17 protein-coding genes, 1 tRNA gene and 1 pseudogene are annotated in these 15,883 nt (G+C 59.5%); 8 read left to right on the plus strand and 11 right to left on the minus strand.

Annotation, left to right across the window (positions count from 1 at the left end; genetic code table 11):
- The first annotated feature begins 422 nt into the window (after positions 1-422).
- On the plus strand, positions 423-599 hold the full coding sequence (locus ACLEJQ_RS24800) for a hypothetical protein (RefSeq protein WP_440799436.1): 177 nt from the start codon (positions 423-425) through the stop codon (positions 597-599).
- Between the two features lie 339 nt (positions 600-938).
- Here the strand turns inward: ACLEJQ_RS24800 and ACLEJQ_RS24805 are convergent, their stop codons facing one another.
- The gene (locus tag ACLEJQ_RS24805) at positions 939-1,361 is read right to left on the minus strand and encodes a type II toxin-antitoxin system HicB family antitoxin (protein ID WP_440799505.1); all 423 of its coding nucleotides are present in this window, start codon (positions 1,359-1,361) and stop codon (positions 939-941) included.
- Between the two features lie 70 nt (positions 1,362-1,431).
- Between ACLEJQ_RS24805 and ACLEJQ_RS24810 the strand changes: the two genes are divergently transcribed.
- Positions 1,432-1,908, plus strand: coding sequence for a hypothetical protein (locus ACLEJQ_RS24810; RefSeq protein WP_440799438.1), 477 nt, complete (start codon positions 1,432-1,434; stop codon positions 1,906-1,908).
- A gap of 16 nt (positions 1,909-1,924) precedes the next feature.
- Here the strand turns inward: ACLEJQ_RS24810 and ACLEJQ_RS24815 are convergent, their stop codons facing one another.
- Positions 1,925-2,287: an NUDIX hydrolase gene (locus tag ACLEJQ_RS24815; protein WP_440799441.1), complete on the minus strand. Its 363-nt coding sequence runs from the start codon at positions 2,285-2,287 to the stop codon at positions 1,925-1,927.
- Positions 2,288-2,532: 245 nt separating this feature from the next.
- Between ACLEJQ_RS24815 and ACLEJQ_RS24820 the strand changes: the two genes are divergently transcribed.
- The gene (locus ACLEJQ_RS24820) at positions 2,533-2,718 is read left to right on the plus strand and encodes a hypothetical protein (RefSeq protein WP_440799444.1); all 186 of its coding nucleotides are present in this window, start codon (positions 2,533-2,535) and stop codon (positions 2,716-2,718) included.
- Positions 2,719-2,807: 89 nt separating this feature from the next.
- Entirely contained in the window at positions 2,808-3,035 is a 228-nt protein-coding gene (locus ACLEJQ_RS24825) for a PLD nuclease N-terminal domain-containing protein (protein WP_440799447.1), read from the plus strand.
- 17 nt (positions 3,036-3,052) lie between these two features.
- On the opposite strand, the gene ACLEJQ_RS24830 is transcribed toward ACLEJQ_RS24825, so the two are convergent.
- A complete protein-coding gene (locus tag ACLEJQ_RS24830; RefSeq protein ID WP_440799450.1) occupies positions 3,053-3,283 on the minus strand; it encodes a hypothetical protein in 231 nt (76 codons plus the stop codon).
- A gap of 151 nt (positions 3,284-3,434) precedes the next feature.
- Positions 3,435-3,689, minus strand: a complete 255-nt coding sequence (locus ACLEJQ_RS24835; protein WP_245145449.1) for a DUF6555 family protein — start codon at positions 3,687-3,689, stop codon at positions 3,435-3,437.
- A 236-nt stretch (positions 3,690-3,925) separates the two neighbouring features.
- Between ACLEJQ_RS24835 and ACLEJQ_RS24840 the strand changes: the two genes are divergently transcribed.
- Together ACLEJQ_RS24840 and ACLEJQ_RS24845 are read left to right on the plus strand one after the other, a co-directional pair.
- Positions 3,926-4,825 (plus strand): polysaccharide deacetylase family protein, encoded by a 900-nt coding sequence (locus tag ACLEJQ_RS24840; RefSeq protein WP_440799453.1) that lies wholly within the window; start codon positions 3,926-3,928, stop codon positions 4,823-4,825.
- 111 nt (positions 4,826-4,936) lie between these two features.
- Positions 4,937-5,128 (plus strand): DUF2188 domain-containing protein, encoded by a 192-nt coding sequence (locus ACLEJQ_RS24845; RefSeq protein ID WP_440799456.1) that lies wholly within the window; start codon positions 4,937-4,939, stop codon positions 5,126-5,128.
- 123 nt (positions 5,129-5,251) lie between these two features.
- Here the strand turns inward: ACLEJQ_RS24845 and ACLEJQ_RS24850 are convergent.
- The 3 genes and pseudogenes from ACLEJQ_RS24850 to ACLEJQ_RS24860 all read right to left on the minus strand — a co-directional run bounded on the left by ACLEJQ_RS24850 (position 5,252) and on the right by ACLEJQ_RS24860 (position 8,311).
- Positions 5,252-7,045 (minus strand): annotated as a pseudogene (locus tag ACLEJQ_RS24850) (DAHL domain-containing protein).
- A 192-nt stretch (positions 7,046-7,237) separates the two neighbouring features.
- Positions 7,238-8,092, minus strand: a complete 855-nt coding sequence (locus ACLEJQ_RS24855; protein WP_440799458.1) for an SPFH domain-containing protein — start codon at positions 8,090-8,092, stop codon at positions 7,238-7,240.
- Positions 8,093-8,223: 131 nt separating this feature from the next.
- Positions 8,224-8,311 (minus strand) — tRNA-Ser (locus ACLEJQ_RS24860).
- Between the two features lie 124 nt (positions 8,312-8,435).
- Between ACLEJQ_RS24860 and ACLEJQ_RS24865 the strand changes: the two genes are divergently transcribed.
- Positions 8,436-9,107, plus strand: a complete 672-nt coding sequence (locus ACLEJQ_RS24865) for a Bax inhibitor-1/YccA family protein (RefSeq protein ID WP_440799461.1) — start codon at positions 8,436-8,438, stop codon at positions 9,105-9,107.
- Positions 9,108-9,312: 205 nt separating this feature from the next.
- On the opposite strand, the gene ACLEJQ_RS24870 is transcribed toward ACLEJQ_RS24865, so the two are convergent.
- Positions 9,313-9,753: an Lrp/AsnC family transcriptional regulator gene (locus ACLEJQ_RS24870; protein ID WP_440799464.1), complete on the minus strand. Its 441-nt coding sequence runs from the start codon at positions 9,751-9,753 to the stop codon at positions 9,313-9,315.
- Between the two features lie 134 nt (positions 9,754-9,887).
- Here ACLEJQ_RS24870 and ACLEJQ_RS24875 point away from each other — a divergent pair, with 134 nt between their 5' ends.
- On the plus strand, positions 9,888-10,781 hold the full coding sequence (locus ACLEJQ_RS24875) for a DMT family transporter (RefSeq protein ID WP_440799467.1): 894 nt from the start codon (positions 9,888-9,890) through the stop codon (positions 10,779-10,781).
- 7 nt (positions 10,782-10,788) lie between these two features.
- Here ACLEJQ_RS24875 and ACLEJQ_RS24880 read toward each other — a convergent pair whose 3' ends face one another.
- From ACLEJQ_RS24880 to ACLEJQ_RS24890, 3 genes are all read right to left on the minus strand, one after another.
- Positions 10,789-12,414, minus strand: a complete 1,626-nt coding sequence (locus ACLEJQ_RS24880; protein ID WP_440799470.1) for an NADP-dependent glyceraldehyde-3-phosphate dehydrogenase — start codon at positions 12,412-12,414, stop codon at positions 10,789-10,791.
- 184 nt (positions 12,415-12,598) lie between these two features.
- Positions 12,599-13,123: an autotransporter outer membrane beta-barrel domain-containing protein gene (locus ACLEJQ_RS24885; RefSeq protein WP_440799473.1), complete on the minus strand. Its 525-nt coding sequence runs from the start codon at positions 13,121-13,123 to the stop codon at positions 12,599-12,601.
- Between the two features lie 153 nt (positions 13,124-13,276).
- On the minus strand, positions 13,277-15,730 hold the full coding sequence (locus ACLEJQ_RS24890; protein WP_440799475.1) for an autotransporter family protein: 2,454 nt from the start codon (positions 15,728-15,730) through the stop codon (positions 13,277-13,279).
- Positions 15,731-15,883: the final 153 nt, after the last annotated feature.

Consider the following 15,883-nt stretch of genomic DNA (forward strand, 5'->3'; position numbering starts at 1 on the left):
CGCCCGTCGCCGCTCTTGCACTTCCTGGCATAGCTATCCATCACAACTGTATGCGCAGATCCTGCGCTCCACAGAGGAGATACGCTATGGTGGACGACAACAATGGGCCAGAAGCCCCATACCCAGGCCCAGATGAAGATGCTCCTAACACCGGCGAGGATCATGATTCCGGTCTTGGTCAGGCCGAGTCTGAGCCGAAGCAAGGCGAAGGTTATAGGCCCGCAGACTGGGATCCGCCTCCTGGAAATCCAGGGTCTGACCAGGATGCCCAGACGGGGCGAGGAAACGGCGGAGCTTGATAAGCGGCGAGCCAAGCTGAATGCGACACAGAACCCGGCCACCGCGCCGGGTTTTTTATTGGCGGTTCCTATAGGATTGTCGCTGGCGCCAAGACGCCAATAACTCAATCGCAAGGAGTCGCAATGATGGAAGTCTTTGATGAGCAGGGTGAGCCGGCTGCAACAGTTTCGTTTGCAGACATCAAAACCCTGGCTCCCTTGACTACAGACCCGGAGCAAACGCTGAAGAAGCTTGGCATTGATGATGAGAGACTGAAACAAGTCCTCGTCAAGCTAAGCAAGATCGCATGCTCTCGCTGATCTAGATACAAAAGAAAGCCCGGCCAAGCGTCGGATTTTTTATTACCTCAAATTCGCCGTCATAGCTTTAGCGGTAGAGCAGTCGCCTTGTAAGCGAATGGCCCGGGGTTCGATCCCACTCTCGCCAGCCAGTAACACCTGTAGCCAGGACAGCCTTCGGGAAGGCCTGGACGTCGATAGCCGGACAGTGCGACGTACGGAAACAACGCCGGCAGCCCTCGCACTCCGACCTCAAATGCTTTCTGGGTGGCGCGAGACTGGAACGGCGAGATCGATGCATTGGGGCGTCGACGCTGGGTCAGTCTTCGGCGGACGGCGTGGAAAGACACGCGTACCTATTCAGGCTGCCTCGACGGTTAGCGTTACGCGCTTTCCAAGGGCGGCCAGGGCTTTCTCGATCGCTTCCATTTTGGAAGTGTGGAGAAAGTCCATCAGGCGGTCGCCCTGGGTCTGGGCAACACCCAGCAATCGGCACAGGTCGGCCTTGCGCATATCCCGCGCCATCATTTCGTTCCACAGCGCGATCTTCGCCACGGTCACCGCTGGCAGGTGAACAACGTGCTCGCCATCCTGGGGAGCGGATGCCGACGGAATAGCCCGGCGCTGATCGACATACAGCGACAGGGTTGTCTCGAAAGCGTCCATCGCCTCGCTTATCGCGTGCTCGACGTCATCCCCAAAGCTGTTCAGCTCGGGCAAGTCCCGGCAGAAGACAGCCACACCGGTGGCGTCTTGTTCAAATCGAAGTGCAAAGTCGTACATGGTCATTCCTCGGAGGTGATCGTTCAGCTTGCAGAATGGCGAAGGGGGCCCTTAGAGCCCCAGTTGTTTAATGATCATTCAGGAATACGTTTGTTCGTGGATCTTTGACACGCGCATCAAATGTAGCGGAGGCGCAGCCAACACCCTGATTGCCAGTACCTTTCTGCTCCGCAATTTTCCAGATCAGTGCGCAGCTCAGCGGCGTATGAGCGACCGGGTAGCCAATAACCTGTACATGAATTATATTTTTGTACAGGTTTTAAGCGGAAGGCAGCAAGTGACTCCTCTCGAAAAGCTGATCGCCTGGCATGAAAGCTGGGCCCTGCGAAATCAGACCGTGAAATGCAAAGGCTGCGGTGCGGAGCAGTCCGAGCGTGATCGAGCGCTCAGGTTTACCCATGAATCGGATTGCCCAAATGCCCGGTTCGGCGCCGAACCCTGGCAGGCATTGGATGAAGTGCGGGATGCGTATTGGATCCCGCCGAAAGGCTCGTCAGCCGAACAGGACGCCGATGCCCGGCTATCGGAGCCGTCGGAATCCCAATAGATGACACGCGGTAGCATTACAGCCTGCGCCGAAACGCCTCGAGGATTTCCCGCGTACCTTTTTTCAATTGCAGTTGGGCCATCGCATCCAATGGGTGCCACAGGCAATCGCTGATTTCGTTGCGCGGTCCGGCCTCGGTGAGATTGGCGACCGACACTTCAAATACATGGTGTTCGGTGGTCCCGTCCTTGACCTTCATCAGGTACAGCAGGTTTTCGGCGGTCAATCCGGTTTCTTCCGCGAGCTCTCTGATGGCCGCGTCCGTATAGGTTTCACCACGCTCGACGGTACCGCCTGGCAGCGCCCAGCGGCTGTTGGGCTTGCGCACCAACAGCACTTGGCGTTCCTCTTCGCAGATGACGGTCGCTCGAATTTTCATGGTCATGCCTGAGTTGTGTCATAAAACTGAAATATGACTGAAATATTAGCGCGTAAGTCACCAGCGCGCCGTTATGTGTCGCTTATCAATCCGACCGCAACCAAGTGGGAACGATGCTTTTCATGTCCCGCCTTTGGGCGGCTGGCATCAGCAAGGGACCGGTCATCGCCTAAAATGAATCAGAAGGCAAAAAACGCATCCATGTTGGGTGAACCGCAGACCCCGGCATGGGGAAGTGAGGAGAAATGACTAGCCTTGACGATTTCCGAGTCAAATCTCACGAGCTCCTGATGGAACTCGACGCAGCGACGGCTGAAATGATGAAGCTCATTTGTGCCCGCCAAATGACCGGGGCAGCCTGGGAGGAAACTGTTCGACTCCAACATGAGGCCTATGAGCGTTGGGTCGAGTATCTGAATGAGCGAGCATAGATGCGAGGACGGTGGAGCGAAGCGGCAAATTCTTTGAACGGTCCACGCGGGGGTGTGCCTAATCCATAGACCGACAAGAGGATTAGGCCATGTCTGAATTAGCCAGTTATTTCTGGATTGCCGTTGCGGTAATTTTGCTGCTTGTGGATTTGTGGGCAATCGTCAGTGTGTTTCGTAGCGACAAGTCGGCCGGAACCAAGGCTGGCTGGGCCCTGTTGCTGATTATCCTGCCCGTGCTGGGCCTGGTCATCTGGGGTGTTGCCGGACCGCGTGGTATCAAGGAGGGTCCGACATCTGCCGAACACAGTAAGGGCTAGGCTCTGTAGCGCGAAGCTCAGCGGAACCTGGGCAGCGGTCGCTCGACCGGTTTGAGAGAGGTCAGTGCGCTCTGGATCGACGGGGTATCTTTCTCGATATCGTTGAGTCGGTCACGGATGCGTACGGCTGTGGGATGCCCGCCCTGGTTGTCGACCCAGTCGGCGATTTCCTTGCAGGCCGCAGCCAGTCGGACCTGACGTGATTCCAGCAAGGTGAGCAGGGTGGTGATGGACTCTTTTTCCGACATGTCACACCTCCATGGATGGGTGGATGAGGCAGCGCAATACCCACCAGCGGCGGTTTGCACTGTTGATTAAGAGTAGTTGAATTATTTTGGATCTGTCGAAGAACCGGTGTCCGGCTGGACAGCCGGGCACCGGAAGAGGGTTTTTTTCGAATCAGCCGGACTCCTTGATCCACGACGGCGCGACACTGGCACGCCAGCGCACGTCGGTAATGCCATATTTCTCCGCAAGGGGTTTTGACACCCGCTTGACTTTCTCCCTGCCGAATTTGGGTATACGCCCAACACCCGCGTCGCAACTGGCCCAATGCCAAGCTTCTGAGTTATTCATCACCTCGGCGCGGATGATGAATGACTTCGGCTCGCCGTGGAGCATGTAGTCGATGATGTAAAGCGATGGCCCGCCCATAAATCCTCCCTAATTAGTCCTATACGGATGGATACGGAGGCGTGCGGAAAATTCCATCGGATTTCCAGACGGTCGAAATGAGACTCGTCGTCCACGGGAGAGGCCCGCCGGCCAGCCGTGCGAATACGCATTGCTCGCAGCTCGGAACCAAACCCGGTTAACCTTCTCCAAGGTGAGCTTTTACACCGTGGCTAGGGATTAACGGCAGGGCATTGCAGCATTATATAAGGCGAAACATGAAGAGAATCACCCGGGCGCTGGTTGTAACAGTCCTCGCCTTCGGTGTGTCGGGGTGCATCCGTCCTCCCATCGAACTGACCCCGCAAACCGAGCAACGCTTGAAAGAACACCCCCCGATCCGTTTTTTGCTGACATTCGATGATGGCCCCAGCGCGTCATCGTTCTGGAACCCGAGCAAACAAGTGTTGGATGCGCTTGCCCATAACCCTGTGCAGCCCGGTATCAAGGCGGTTTTTTTCGTCCAGACCCGCGCATTGAGGGCCGGCAACAGTGATATCGGGCGTTCGGTGATGCACCGGGAGCAACGCGAAGGCCACATACTCGGCTTTCATACCGCTACCAATGGACACGACAATCACCGTTTCCTCAGCCCGGATGTGCTGGAACACTCCCTGGTCGATGGCAGCGCCGACATCGCTGCCATTAGCGGGGCGGCGCCCGTCCTGCTGCGACCGCCGTTCTGGAGCTACGACCGGCGTACCTTCGCTGCCTACCAGAAGCATGGGCTGCACATACTGCTGACGGACCTGAGCGCCAACGATGGCAAGGTCTGGGGGTTCACCGCCAGCCCGCGACGGCGGATCAACCTGGTGCGCCAACTCTCTGAAGTGCGTGAGCGTATCGCTGCAAACGAACTGCCTGCCGTCGATGGCGTGATTCCGGTAGTGGTCACCTTTCACGACCTCAATCGCTACACCGCCCGACATACCCGGGAGTACCTGCAGATCCTGCTCGACGCAGCCCGTGAGACGGGCCTGAGTACGGACGTCAAGCCATTCTACGATGACCGCCTGGCATTGGAGCGAGCGGCCATGGCTCGTACGGTCAAGAATGCCGGGCAGCCGGTGCATCTGCCCGGTCTGTGGGACTGGCTGTGGGATTCGGATTCCCACTGAGGGGCCGCGGCTGTGCGGCGTCGCTACGCGTTGCGACACTCGGTCGTTACCCAGTCGCGAACTGGAGTATGGTGGGTGACGTAACCCAGATTTAGCTCGCAGGAGGTGACTATGAGCAGTGCGATGCTGACGAAAATGCACATCAATGGTTATGACGTACTCAGCGTGAACAGCGGACCCTGGCGGGTATGTACCCAGGCTGACCGATTGGGCTCCTTTGCGTCACGCGAGGAGGCACTGGCCTACGCCGCGGCGTTACCGGCCAGGAAAGAGCGTAGGGCGCGGGCTGTCAATGTGAAGTGACGGACTAGCCTCCTGTGGGAGCGAGCCTGCTCGCGATGAGGCCGGCACATCCGGCATCTTCATCGGCTGTCGGACCGTTATCGCGAGCAGGCTCGCTCCCCCAACGTCCTGGCTCACTCGGGATCAGCTGGGCGCACGTTCCAGTGGAATCTCAAGGGTAAACAGCGCCCCCTGGCCCGGGCCGTCACTGTGGACATGCAAACGGCCATTCATCTCAACGGCGGCCAGCGCGCAACTGTGCAAGCCGAAGCCATGGCCATCCTTGCGGGTCGTGAAGCCATGGTTGAAGATCCGCGCCAAGTTCTCGGGGGCAATCCCTTCGCCTCGATCCTTCACGCTCAGGCACAGCGTGGTCTGATCGACGATCCGGGTGCCCAGGATCATTTCACGCGGCTCCGGAGTGTTGGACATGGCAAACTTCGCGTTGCTGATCAGGTTGATCAGAATCAGTAGCAGTCGGTGTTTGTCGCCGAGGATCGCGGGGGCGTCCTGGTAGTCCTTGATGACCGTCACGTGATGACGGCTCAGCGCGCCGGCGTTCATGCGCAGCGCATCTTCGAACAGGTCGCTGACGTTGAGCGGTTCGATCAGTCGGGCGGCCCCTGCGTAGGACTGTTGAGTGGTGACAATTTCCTTGATGTGGTCGATGCTCTTGGTCACTTGCGCCAGCTCGTCGATAAGCAGCGCCTGTTCGGCAGCGATGGAGCCCACCAGTTCATTGAAATAGCGCGGCAGCAACTTGCCCTTTTCATCCTGGGTGATGAAGTGGCCCAGATCGTCGGCGTGCTCGTTCATCATGTTGACCGCTTTTCCTAGCCCGATAGTCTTGCTGTTTCTGAGCTTGCGGGTCACCAGCTCGGCGGAGATATTCACGCTGTTGAGCACGTTGCCGACGTTATGCAACACATTCGTGGCGATCTCCGCCATGCCCGCCATGCGTGCGGCATCCATCAGTTCGCGTTCGGCTTCCTTCAATTCACGGGTGCGTTCCTGTACCCGTTCCTCGAGCCGGTCATTGGACGATTGCAGTTGCTGATTGATCTGGTTGATGACGGCGTAGCTGCGCACCAGACGCACCGCCATGTAGATCATCAATAGCGCCATGAGGCTGGCACATACCGCGAGATAAATATGGTACTGACGGTCCGTCGCGGCTGTCCTTCGTTGTGTTTCGTTCAGCAGTTCATTGATGTTGTCCAGCTCCTGGGCCACTGGAATGACACTGACACGATCGAGCAGGTCGTTGACCAGCGGTTGTTCCTGGAGAATGGTCCTGACGTGTTCGGCCAAGGTATTGAAGGGCGTCTGTTGGGGTGGCGGCAATTGCTGGATGTAGGGCGCCAGTTCATCCAGCTGGCTTTGTACTTCCTGGGCTTTGTCTGCTGTGACATACAGCGCGAACTCCAGCGTCGTCAGCGACAGTTCCAGCACCCTGGACGCAGCGGTCACGCGGTGAGCAGGATTTTGCGTGTCCAGCTCCTTGAGCTGCGTCTGAATCTCGTCTTCAACCAGCGGCAGTGCATCCAGGGAAGCGCGCAGCCTGGCGTTGTGCTGTTCGAATTGCTCGACCAGCACGGTCTTGTTCTTGACCGCGTCCACGTAGCCCTGGCGCCTGGAGGCCCACAGCCTCGCCAACGGCCCGGATTTGTTGAGCCGCTCCAATTGCGCCCATCGACTGCCTGCGTCCGCCGGGGGCAGCAGCGACAGGCTGTTATTGAATCCGATCTTCTTCCTGAGGATCTTTACGTTCCAGTTCGCATCGGATTGTTTGAGCTGGCGAATGAAGTCACGGGATTCAAAGTAAGTCGAGGAGTCGTAGGTTTAGGACTTGATCAGGAAGAATATCAAGGCGCTGAACACCACAAGCGCGACGGCCAACAAGGCGGGCCATTTGTATTTTCCAATAAGGTTGGTCACGCCAGTCTCCTTTGCAGCGTCTCTATCGAAGGCGTCGGTGAAGCTCCGTGTGGGGAGGCATGCCAGGCGCTGTACGATAGGGCCTTGATGCTTGCGCATGCAGCGTTGAAACAGCCTGACCTCCGAGTGTAGCGCTAACGAGACGGTCAGTGGATTGGGTGGGCGCGGCCATGGTAGGCCGCGCGCCGGGGTTTACTTGACGTCGATGAAGGGCAGGGCGCTATTGGGTAATACGGTGGTTGGCAGGACGCCATTCCAGCGCTCGGCCTTGGTCAGCTCGACCAGATTCTGGTTGCTCGCCAGGGCCTGAGCCCGCGCCTTGATGGCCTCTGCCTCGGCCTTGCCCCGAAGCTCGGTGGCCAGCGCGTCGGCCTTGGCCTGGGCAACTTGCGAATCGGCTTCTGCCTGGGCCTGGGTCACACGGATCTGCGCCTGGACCTGCTCGGTGGCGAGCTGCTGCTCACGGGTCTTGACCTGCACCTCCGCCGCCATGCGCGCTTCGATAGCTTTTTCGTAGGCATCGCTGAAGTCGATGTTCTCGACTTGGACGCTGTCGATGATCACGGGTCCCGTGATGGTGGATTTGATGGCGGCTGAAATGTCATTGACCAGTTGGACACGATTCTGCACGGCGGCCACGGCATTGAAGCGCCCGAAGACGTTCTCGACCTGGGTCGGCACTTGGCGGCTGATCATGCGGTCACGGATGCCTTCGATGTCCTTGAACTGGGTGTATACCTTTGCCACGTCGGACGGCGCGATATGCCAGGAAACCGAGACCTTCAGTTCGGCGGACTGTTGATCCTTGCTGTAGGCCTGGAGGTCTTCATAGGCGGTGACCTGGCTTTGGATGCTGATCAGGCGCACCGACTCGATGAAGGGCATCTTGAACGACAGGCCCGGTTCCACGACCCCGACCAGCGCGCCGTTGCGCAGCAATACACCGCGCTCGGTTTCATCCACCGTGTACCAACTGCCGAAGAATACGCATAACAGAACAACGCCGATGATGGCCGCAACGAAGGAGCTGATGGTTTTGCTGGTCACTTTTCTTTCCTTGATGACGTGGGGAGGATTGCAGCGCAACGTCAGGTCGCCATTTGTGCAGACCAATGCCGGTTTTCTTGAACGCCAGACACGAAAAAGCCCTGAATGATCAGGGCTTTTTCGTAGGAAAATGGCGGAGGCGATGGGATTCGAACTCATGGACCTGTTACAGTCGACGGTTTTCAAGACCGTTGCCTTAAACCACTCGGCCACACCTCCGTATTGCGTTGCGGGCGCCATAATACCCGAATGAAACACACTGTCAAACTCTCTACGTAGCTTGTTACAGAGCGTCTGTTATTATCCTTGCCACTGAATGTTTCAAAACCGGAGGAGTGTCGCCATGCGCGAACAGGATTACGCAGTGAACAACAGCGTGCAGGCTGAGCAGCTAGAGGTTAGCCGCGTCCTGCGCAACACTTATGGCCTGCTGGCACTCACGCTCGCTTTCAGCGGTGTGATGGCCTACGTCGCACAACAGATGCGGGTAGGGTACCCGAACATCTTCGTCGTGCTGATCGGCTTCTATGGCCTTTTCTTCCTGACCAACAAGCTCCGTGATTCGGCCTGGGGCCTGGTATCCGCCTTCGCCCTGACCGGTTTCATGGGTTTCCTGCTCGGCCCGATCCTCAACCGTTACCTGCAGATGCAGGGCGGCGCCGAAGTCGTCAGCTCGGCCTTCGCCATGACCGCGCTGGTATTCGGTGGCCTGTCGGCCTACGTACTGATCACCCGCAAGGACATGAGCTTCCTGGGCGGCTTCATCACCGCCGGTTTCTTCGTGTTGCTGGGTGCGGTTCTGGCCAGCTTCTTCTTCCAGATCAGCGGCCTGCAACTGGCGATCAGCGCTGGCTTCGTGCTGTTCTCGTCGGTCTGCATCCTGTATCAGACCAGCGCGATCATCCACGGCGGTGAGCGCAACTACATCATGGCGACCATCAGCCTGTATGTTTCGATCTACAACCTGTTTGTCAGCTTGCTGCAGTTGTTTGGCCTGATGGGCCGTGACGACTGATCCCATCGCGGTTAGAAGAACGGCGCTTTCCTGAATAGGGGAAGCGCCGTTTTTTTGTGGCCGGATCTGGACGGTTGCGTTCATCCTGTGGAGCGAGCCTGCTCGCGATGGCGGTGGACCAGCTTGCATTGATGTCGAATGAACCGGCGCCATCGCGAGCAGGCTCGCTCCCACAGTGGTGCTATGGAGTATATAAATTCCCCATCTATTCAGCCATTGGCGGCAACCGACGCTTGACCGGGGTCTTCTTGACGATTGCCGTATTGGTCTCGGCGTGGACATTGAGTCTGTCCAGCAAGGTATCCAACTGCTCCATCGAACGCACATGCAGCCGGGCGATGAAGCAGTCTTCGCCGGTCACTTTGTCGCATTCGGTGAATTCGGCAATCGCCTGGATCTGCCGTTCCACTTCCTGCAACTGCCCAGGCAGCGGTCGGATGCGTACGATGGCTTGCAACTGATAACCGAAGCTCTTCGGGTCCACTTCCACGGTATAAGCCCTGAGCACGCCACGCTCTTCGAGCCTGCGCAGGCGCTCGGCAACGCTGGGGGCGGACAGGCCACTGAGGTTCGCCAGGGCCTTGAGGGAGCGGCGGGAGTCTTCCATCAGGGCGCTGATGAGAATCTGGTCGATATCGTCGGTCATCTTTGACTCCGTTAGGCGAATTGGGAAAATCGCCTTGATAAAAAAGGCCAGATCGCAGTCTAGCCTTTTTCAAACCATGGAGAAGCCCTGTATCGGCTCGGCATACTGTGCCCACTTGCTGAAGGAGCCTCAAGATGGATAAGTCCCTACGCCGCGGTTCGCTGGAAATGACGGCCGCCATGCTGATTTCCGGAACCATTGGTTGGTTCGTGCTGGTTTGCGGCCTGCCGGTGCTGGATGTGGTGTTCTGGCGCTGCGTATTTGGCGCAGCGACCTTGCTGCTGATCTGCGCCGGCTTCGGCTTCCTGCGCCCAGGGATCCTGACCCGTACCACTTTCCTGCTGGCGGTGCTCAGTGGGGTGGCGATCGTCGGCAACTGGGTATTGCTATTCGCTTCCTACTCTCGGGCGTCGATTGCCATTGGTACCGCAGTCTACAACGTCCAGCCGTTCATGTTGGTCGGGTTGGCGGCGCTGTTCCTGGGAGAAAAGATCACTGCGCAGAAACTGTTCTGGCTGGCGGTCTCGTTTCTTGGAATGCTGGCCATCGTCAGTGCGCACGGCGAGCAGGGGCAGGGCGGCGGCGACTATCTGATGGGCATCGGGTTGGCGCTGGGGGCCGCGTTGTTGTATGCGATCGCGGCGTTGATCATCAAACGCCTGACCGGCACGCCACCGCACTTGATTGCGCTGGTGCAGGTCAGCACAGGTGTGATGTTGCTGGCACCCTGGGTGAACGTCTCGGCATTGCCGCAACAAGCCGAAGGGTGGGCCAGCCTCATCACGCTTGGCATCGTCCACACCGGCGTGATGTATGTGTTGCTGTACAGCGCGATTCAACGCTTGCCCACTGCGATTACCGGCGCGCTGTCGTTCATCTATCCCATCGCGGCGATCTTCGTCGACTGGTTTGCCTTCGGCCATCGACTCGAACCACTGCAATGGCTGGGTGTGGCGGCGATCCTGCTGGCAGCCGCCGGCATGCAGCAGGGCTGGGGTATCAAGCTGCGTCGCCCAGCCCTGTCGTAATGCGCGGTCAGAAGATGTAGTCGGTGGTCAGGAAATTCGAATCCCGCTCCCGGATGATGTCGCTGATCAAGGCCTTGTTGCTGTCCTGGAATTTGGTCGCGACCAGGGTGCGGATGGAGAACGTACGTAGCGCGTCGTGGACGGACAAGGTGCCTTCGGCCGAATTCTTCCGGCCGTTGAATGGGAAGGTATCCGGACCACGTTGGCACTGGGCGTTGATGTTGATGCGACCGACCTGGTTGGCGAAGGTGTCCACCAACCTGCCGACTTGCGCCGGGTCGGTGCCGAAAATGCTCAGTTGCTGGCCGAAGTCGGACTCGAGTACGTAATCGACCACAGTATCGAGATCGCGATAAGGCACGATGGGCACCACCGGGCCGAATTGCTCTTCGTGGTAGACGCGCATCGCGGTGTTCACCGGATAGAGCACTGCCGGATAAAAGAACGAGCTTCGCGATTCGCCGCCGTGGGCATTCTGCACGGCGGCGCCTTTGGCGACCGCATCGGCCACCAGCGAATGCAGGTAGTCGACCTTGCCCGCTTCGGGCAGTGGCGTCAGTGCCACACCGTCCTCCCACGGCATGCCGGGTTTCAGGGTGGCAAGCCTGGCATTGAATTTTTCGATGAAGGCCGGCGCCACGTCTTCATGGACAAACAGGATTTTCAACGCGGTGCAGCGCTGGCCATTGAAAGACAGCGAGCCTGTCAGCGCCTCGCTGACGGCGTTGTCCAGGTCCACGTCCGGAAGCACCAGGCCAGGGTTCTTCGCGTCCAGCCCGAGGGCGGCACGCAAACGGTGCGGACGCGGATGAAGTTTCTTCAGGTCGCTGGCGGCCTTGTTGGTGCCGATGAACGCGAAAATGTCGATCTTGCCACTGGCCATCAGCGCACTGACGGTTTCCCGACCACTGCCGTAGATCACATTGATTACCCCGGCCGGGAAGCTGTCGCGGAAGGCTTCGAGCAACGGACGTATCAGCAGTACGCCTAGCTTGGCCGGCTTGAACACCACCGTGTTGCCCATGATCAGCGCAGGAATCAGCGTGGTGAAGGTTTCGTTCAACGGGTAATTGTAAGGCCCCATGCACAACGCCACGCCCAGCGGCACGCGACGGATCTGCCCGAGGGTGTCCTGTTCCAGCTCGAAGCGGCTGGAGCGCCGGTCCAGTTCCTTGAGGGCGTTGATGGTGTCGACGATGTAGTCACAGGTGCGGTCGAACTCCTTCTGCGAGTCCTTGAGGTTCTTGCCGATTTCCCACATCAGCAGCTTGACCACCGCCTCCCGTTGTTCACGCATGCGCGCCAGGAACGCCCCGACATGGGCGATGCGCTCGGCCACGCGCATCGTTGGCCACTGGCCCTGACCCCGATCGTAGGCACGTACGGCAGCGTCAAGGGCGGTGAGGGCGGTCTCGGCATCCAGCAGCGGCGTGCTGCCGAGAATCACTTGCTCATCGCCATCGGCACGTGTCAGGTAGACCGGGCTGCGGACCACGGCCAGTGGCCCCTGCCAAGTACGCAACACACCGTCGACCAGGTATTCGCGCTGCTCGGTCGGGCCTTCGAGACGGTAAGCGTCCGGGATATCGGCAGCGTCGGGGAACAGGTCGGCGAGGAAGGGGGCTGTGGTCATGTCGTTACTCCATCAATGAAATGAGCCATGGGAAGGCTTGCAGGCGTAGATTGTTTTTAGGGTTATACGCCTTAATGGAGGCGGTTTTTAAGTAGGATGAGCTGGCAATGGCTTTTTTGACCGCCCTCGACCGGGGAAATACAGCGGGCCGGCGGCTGGCTGCGCCGGCCCTGTATCGCGGGATTTACCAGCGCATCCGTACCCCCATGCTGGTGATGATCCCGTTCAGGTCGTTGTCGTCGACATCGCTGCTGTAGTCGGCGCTGACGTACAGGCTCACTGCCGGTGTGACCCGAGCCACTAGGCCCAGGCCCACCTCGACCGTGGACGACTTGCGGCTGCTGCTGATCTTGTCGACCTTGTCCAGGCTCAAGGTCTCGGTGTTCTGCACGGTGTGCCACAGGTTGGTACGCACGTAGGGCTCCACACCGAGTCCGTTAAGTTGGTAGCTACCTTTGAGTCGGGCGCCGACGCGACCGCTCCAGGCGCTCATTTCGTTGCGGTTGCCATTTTCGGCGTTCGGGGTGTCGAGAGAGACGCGCTGGTTGATCAACTGCGCCTGGGGTTCGACCACCCAGTTGGTGCTGATGCCGATCGGAAAGCCACCTTCGACCGACAGCGTCACTGCGCTGCCTTCGGCTGCCTGGCGTTGGCCTTGTTCGGTCCGGCTGTAGCCGTTGACCCGGCCACCACTGGCACTGAGGTCCACGTGCCAGCCCGCCGGGCCGGACAGGCTCCGGTACGCACCAAGAAGACCGTTGCGCCTGCGTCAAGAAAACCGCGGATGTATAGAAACTCTTGATCAGACCCGCTAATGGAGTGATTCCTCTGGCATATTTTCTGTCAACGAACCGTCTCCGGCCTACCAGCTGATCCGCACGCCGAGATTGCCCGCCACACTGCGTTGTTGGTTGCTGTCCAGGTTGTTGCTGTAGTCGGCGCCTGCGTAAAGGCTGACCGCAGGCGCCAGGCTGACAATGACCCCAATGCCCAGGTCAGCGGTAGAGGACCGTTGCTGGGTCTCGACCCGGTCGGTGTTGTCGAACGTCACGGTATCGGTGCCGGAAAACGTGTGCCAGAGGTTGGCACGCAGGTACGGCTCCACCGGCATGCCGCTGACCTGATAGCGGCCCTTGAGCCGCGCACCGAGGCGACCGGTCCAGGCACTGTCGGAATCGAATTCGACCCGGGAGACCCCATCGTCCTGGGTATCCAGGGAGACTTTCTGATGGATGATCTGGACTTGGGGCTCAAGCACCCAATCGTTCGCCACGGCGAAAGGGTAACCGGCCTCTGCCGAGAGGGTCAGGGCATGGCCCCGGTTATCAATCTTGAGGCCGCGTTCGGAGCGGCTGTCGCCATTGAGCCGCGTGCCCATCACCACCGCGTCAACGTAGCCGCCGGTAGGGTCGATGAGCGTCCAGTACAGGCCATAGCTGTCGCCGTCGAGGTCGACTTTACCGGCGCGTCGGCCTTCGAAGCCGAGGTTGAAGCCATCGACGTTGCCATTCAATTCGGTATGGCCGACAAAAAAACCGATGCGCTGGGTCTGGCCGCCGGACATTGGCGCGCTGTACAGGTCGTTACCCACCTGGAAGCCCTTGATGGACCCGTCAAAGCGCGGCGTGACCGTGCCGGCCCAGGTCTGGTCCAGATCCTTGCCATAGACCCGACCCCAGCCGGCCCCGAATGCACCGGTCTCGGTCAGCAGGCGCTGGTCGCCCTGACGGTCATGGAACGTGCCCAGGGCCATCAGGGTCAGTTGCGCTGCCACAGGTGGCATGGTGGACCAGGTGGGCACTTCCGGACGATACAACGGGATCGGCGCCGCGCCCGCGACGGGCACCGGCAGCGGTGGCAACGGCGGCGCGGCCGGCGCGTTCGGCAGTTGCGGGGCAGGGGGCGCTGCGAGTGGTCCGGCCACCACTGTCGAGCGCAGATACCAGTTGTTTGCATTGCCCGTCACGCCGCCCTTGAACAAGCGATAGTCGAATGCGCCGGCCGAGACTGACTGCGCCAGGGAAAAGGCGTTGCTGTCACTGACGGCGCCGCCCTGGGCCTGGACCACTTCGATCCCGTCCTGGATGGTCAATCCGCCAGCTCCTCCGACGTTCGTGACGGCAATGGCGGTATTGCCGGTGAGCGTTCCGCCGTTGACCACCAGTTTGTCGCTGGGCGAATTATCAGCGCCGAGCACCGTCTGCAGGCGTAACTGGCCATTGTTGCCGACATAGTTGCCCTGTACGGTGAGGCTGTCGTTGGTGCGGGTATTGTCGCGGGTCAGGTCGATCGTGCCGCTGTTATTGAGGGTGACCAGTTGGCCGGCAGTGAATGGATTGACGCTGCCCTGGGTCGACGTCAGAACGCTGCTGCTGTCGATGTTCAGCACGCCGGTGGCCGTGGCAGAGTCGCCCAGTACCAGTGTGTCATTGAGGTCCAGGCGCGATCCCTGAGACAGGTTCACCGTCTCCCAGTTGACGTAGCGCGCCCCGGTGCCAGAGGTCGTGGCTTCGAAGGTCAGACTGTCCTGGCCCAGGCCGCCATCCAGGCTGGGAGTCGTTGCGAGTACGGTTTCATCCAGGTTGCGCAACAGCGCCGTATCGGTGCCGTCGCCCATCAGGATCGCCGAACGGATGAGACCGCCGCTCCATTGCAGTTGGTCATCGCCGAAACTGGTCCTGACTTCGCCGACGATCTCGCCTCCACTCACCGTGACGCTGTCGTTGCCGCCGCTGACACTGACGTTGCCGCCGATGCGCCCGGCGGAAAGGATAATCGTATCCTGGCCGAACCCGGTCACCAGGTTGCCGAGAATTTCGCCGCCCGACATGTCGAAAATGTTGTCGTCGAGCTTCATGTCGACCCGCCCGATGGTGCCACCGGTCATGCGAGCCTCATCGCCGTCCTCGAACGCGCCAACGATGGTGCCGCCGGTCATCAGGAAGGTATCCAGGCCATCGCCCTGGGCCAGGGACTGGATGCTGCCGCCGTTCATCACGAAATCATCGATGCCTGAACCCTGTTCCACGTCACCGGCAATCACCCCGTTGGGGTTGATCAGGATGTGATCGGTGCCGGCGCCGAAGATGACATCGCCTTGGATGACGCCGCTGCCATTGGCTGGCATGGTCAAGGTGTTATTGCCGGATAGGTCCGTCAGCCCGGCGCTGGTGCCGCTGTCGCAGACATGGGCATCGTCGCCCGCCGTGGGCGTCAGGGTACAGGCTGCGATGGCGCTTGGAGCGTCCAATTGGAACAGGAGCAAAATCCACACAGCGTTGAACAGCCGATTGAATCCTTGATCGTGCAAGCTCATGTGCTATCCCTCTGCGTCGGCATCCCTGGACACCGGTTTCAGCATTGGTTGCACAACGGCTGGCACACAGGGGCCTGGCAACGCTCGCTGTATGGAATGGCACCCTAGCAACGAAAAGCTGGCGCCGCTACTGTCAGAACTTACAGGTCGGCG

This window comes from Pseudomonas sp. SMV71 (assembly GCF_052042015.1).
GTDB lineage: Bacteria > Pseudomonadota > Gammaproteobacteria > Pseudomonadales > Pseudomonadaceae > Aquipseudomonas.

Bases quoted from the DNA above. Each gene is read 5' to 3' on its own strand.
- ACLEJQ_RS24815 (WP_440799441.1), bottom strand. From the start codon at position 2,287: ATGAAAATTCGAGCGACCGTCATCTGCGAAGAGGAACGCCAAGTGCTG.
- ACLEJQ_RS24810 (WP_440799438.1), top strand. From the start codon at position 1,432: ATGATCATTCAGGAATACGTTTGTTCGTGGATCTTTGACACGCGCATC.
- ACLEJQ_RS24820 (WP_440799444.1), top strand. From the start codon at position 2,533: ATGACTAGCCTTGACGATTTCCGAGTCAAATCTCACGAGCTCCTGATG.
- ACLEJQ_RS24875 (WP_440799467.1), top strand. From the start codon at position 9,888: ATGGATAAGTCCCTACGCCGCGGTTCGCTGGAAATGACGGCCGCCATG.
- ACLEJQ_RS24865 (WP_440799461.1), top strand. From the start codon at position 8,436: ATGCGCGAACAGGATTACGCAGTGAACAACAGCGTGCAGGCTGAGCAG.
- ACLEJQ_RS24825 (WP_440799447.1), top strand. From the start codon at position 2,808: ATGTCTGAATTAGCCAGTTATTTCTGGATTGCCGTTGCGGTAATTTTG.
- ACLEJQ_RS24840 (WP_440799453.1), top strand. From the start codon at position 3,926: ATGAAGAGAATCACCCGGGCGCTGGTTGTAACAGTCCTCGCCTTCGGT.
- ACLEJQ_RS24830 (WP_440799450.1), bottom strand. From the start codon at position 3,283: ATGTCGGAAAAAGAGTCCATCACCACCCTGCTCACCTTGCTGGAATCA.
- ACLEJQ_RS24880 (WP_440799470.1), bottom strand. From the start codon at position 12,414: ATGACCACAGCCCCCTTCCTCGCCGACCTGTTCCCCGACGCTGCCGAT.
- ACLEJQ_RS24835 (WP_245145449.1), bottom strand. From the start codon at position 3,689: ATGGGCGGGCCATCGCTTTACATCATCGACTACATGCTCCACGGCGAG.
- ACLEJQ_RS24845 (WP_440799456.1), top strand. From the start codon at position 4,937: ATGAGCAGTGCGATGCTGACGAAAATGCACATCAATGGTTATGACGTA.
- ACLEJQ_RS24800 (WP_440799436.1), top strand. From the start codon at position 423: ATGATGGAAGTCTTTGATGAGCAGGGTGAGCCGGCTGCAACAGTTTCG.
- ACLEJQ_RS24870 (WP_440799464.1), bottom strand. From the start codon at position 9,753: ATGACCGACGATATCGACCAGATTCTCATCAGCGCCCTGATGGAAGAC.
- ACLEJQ_RS24890 (WP_440799475.1), bottom strand. From the start codon at position 15,730: ATGAGCTTGCACGATCAAGGATTCAATCGGCTGTTCAACGCTGTGTGG.
- ACLEJQ_RS24805 (WP_440799505.1), bottom strand. From the start codon at position 1,361: ATGTACGACTTTGCACTTCGATTTGAACAAGACGCCACCGGTGTGGCT.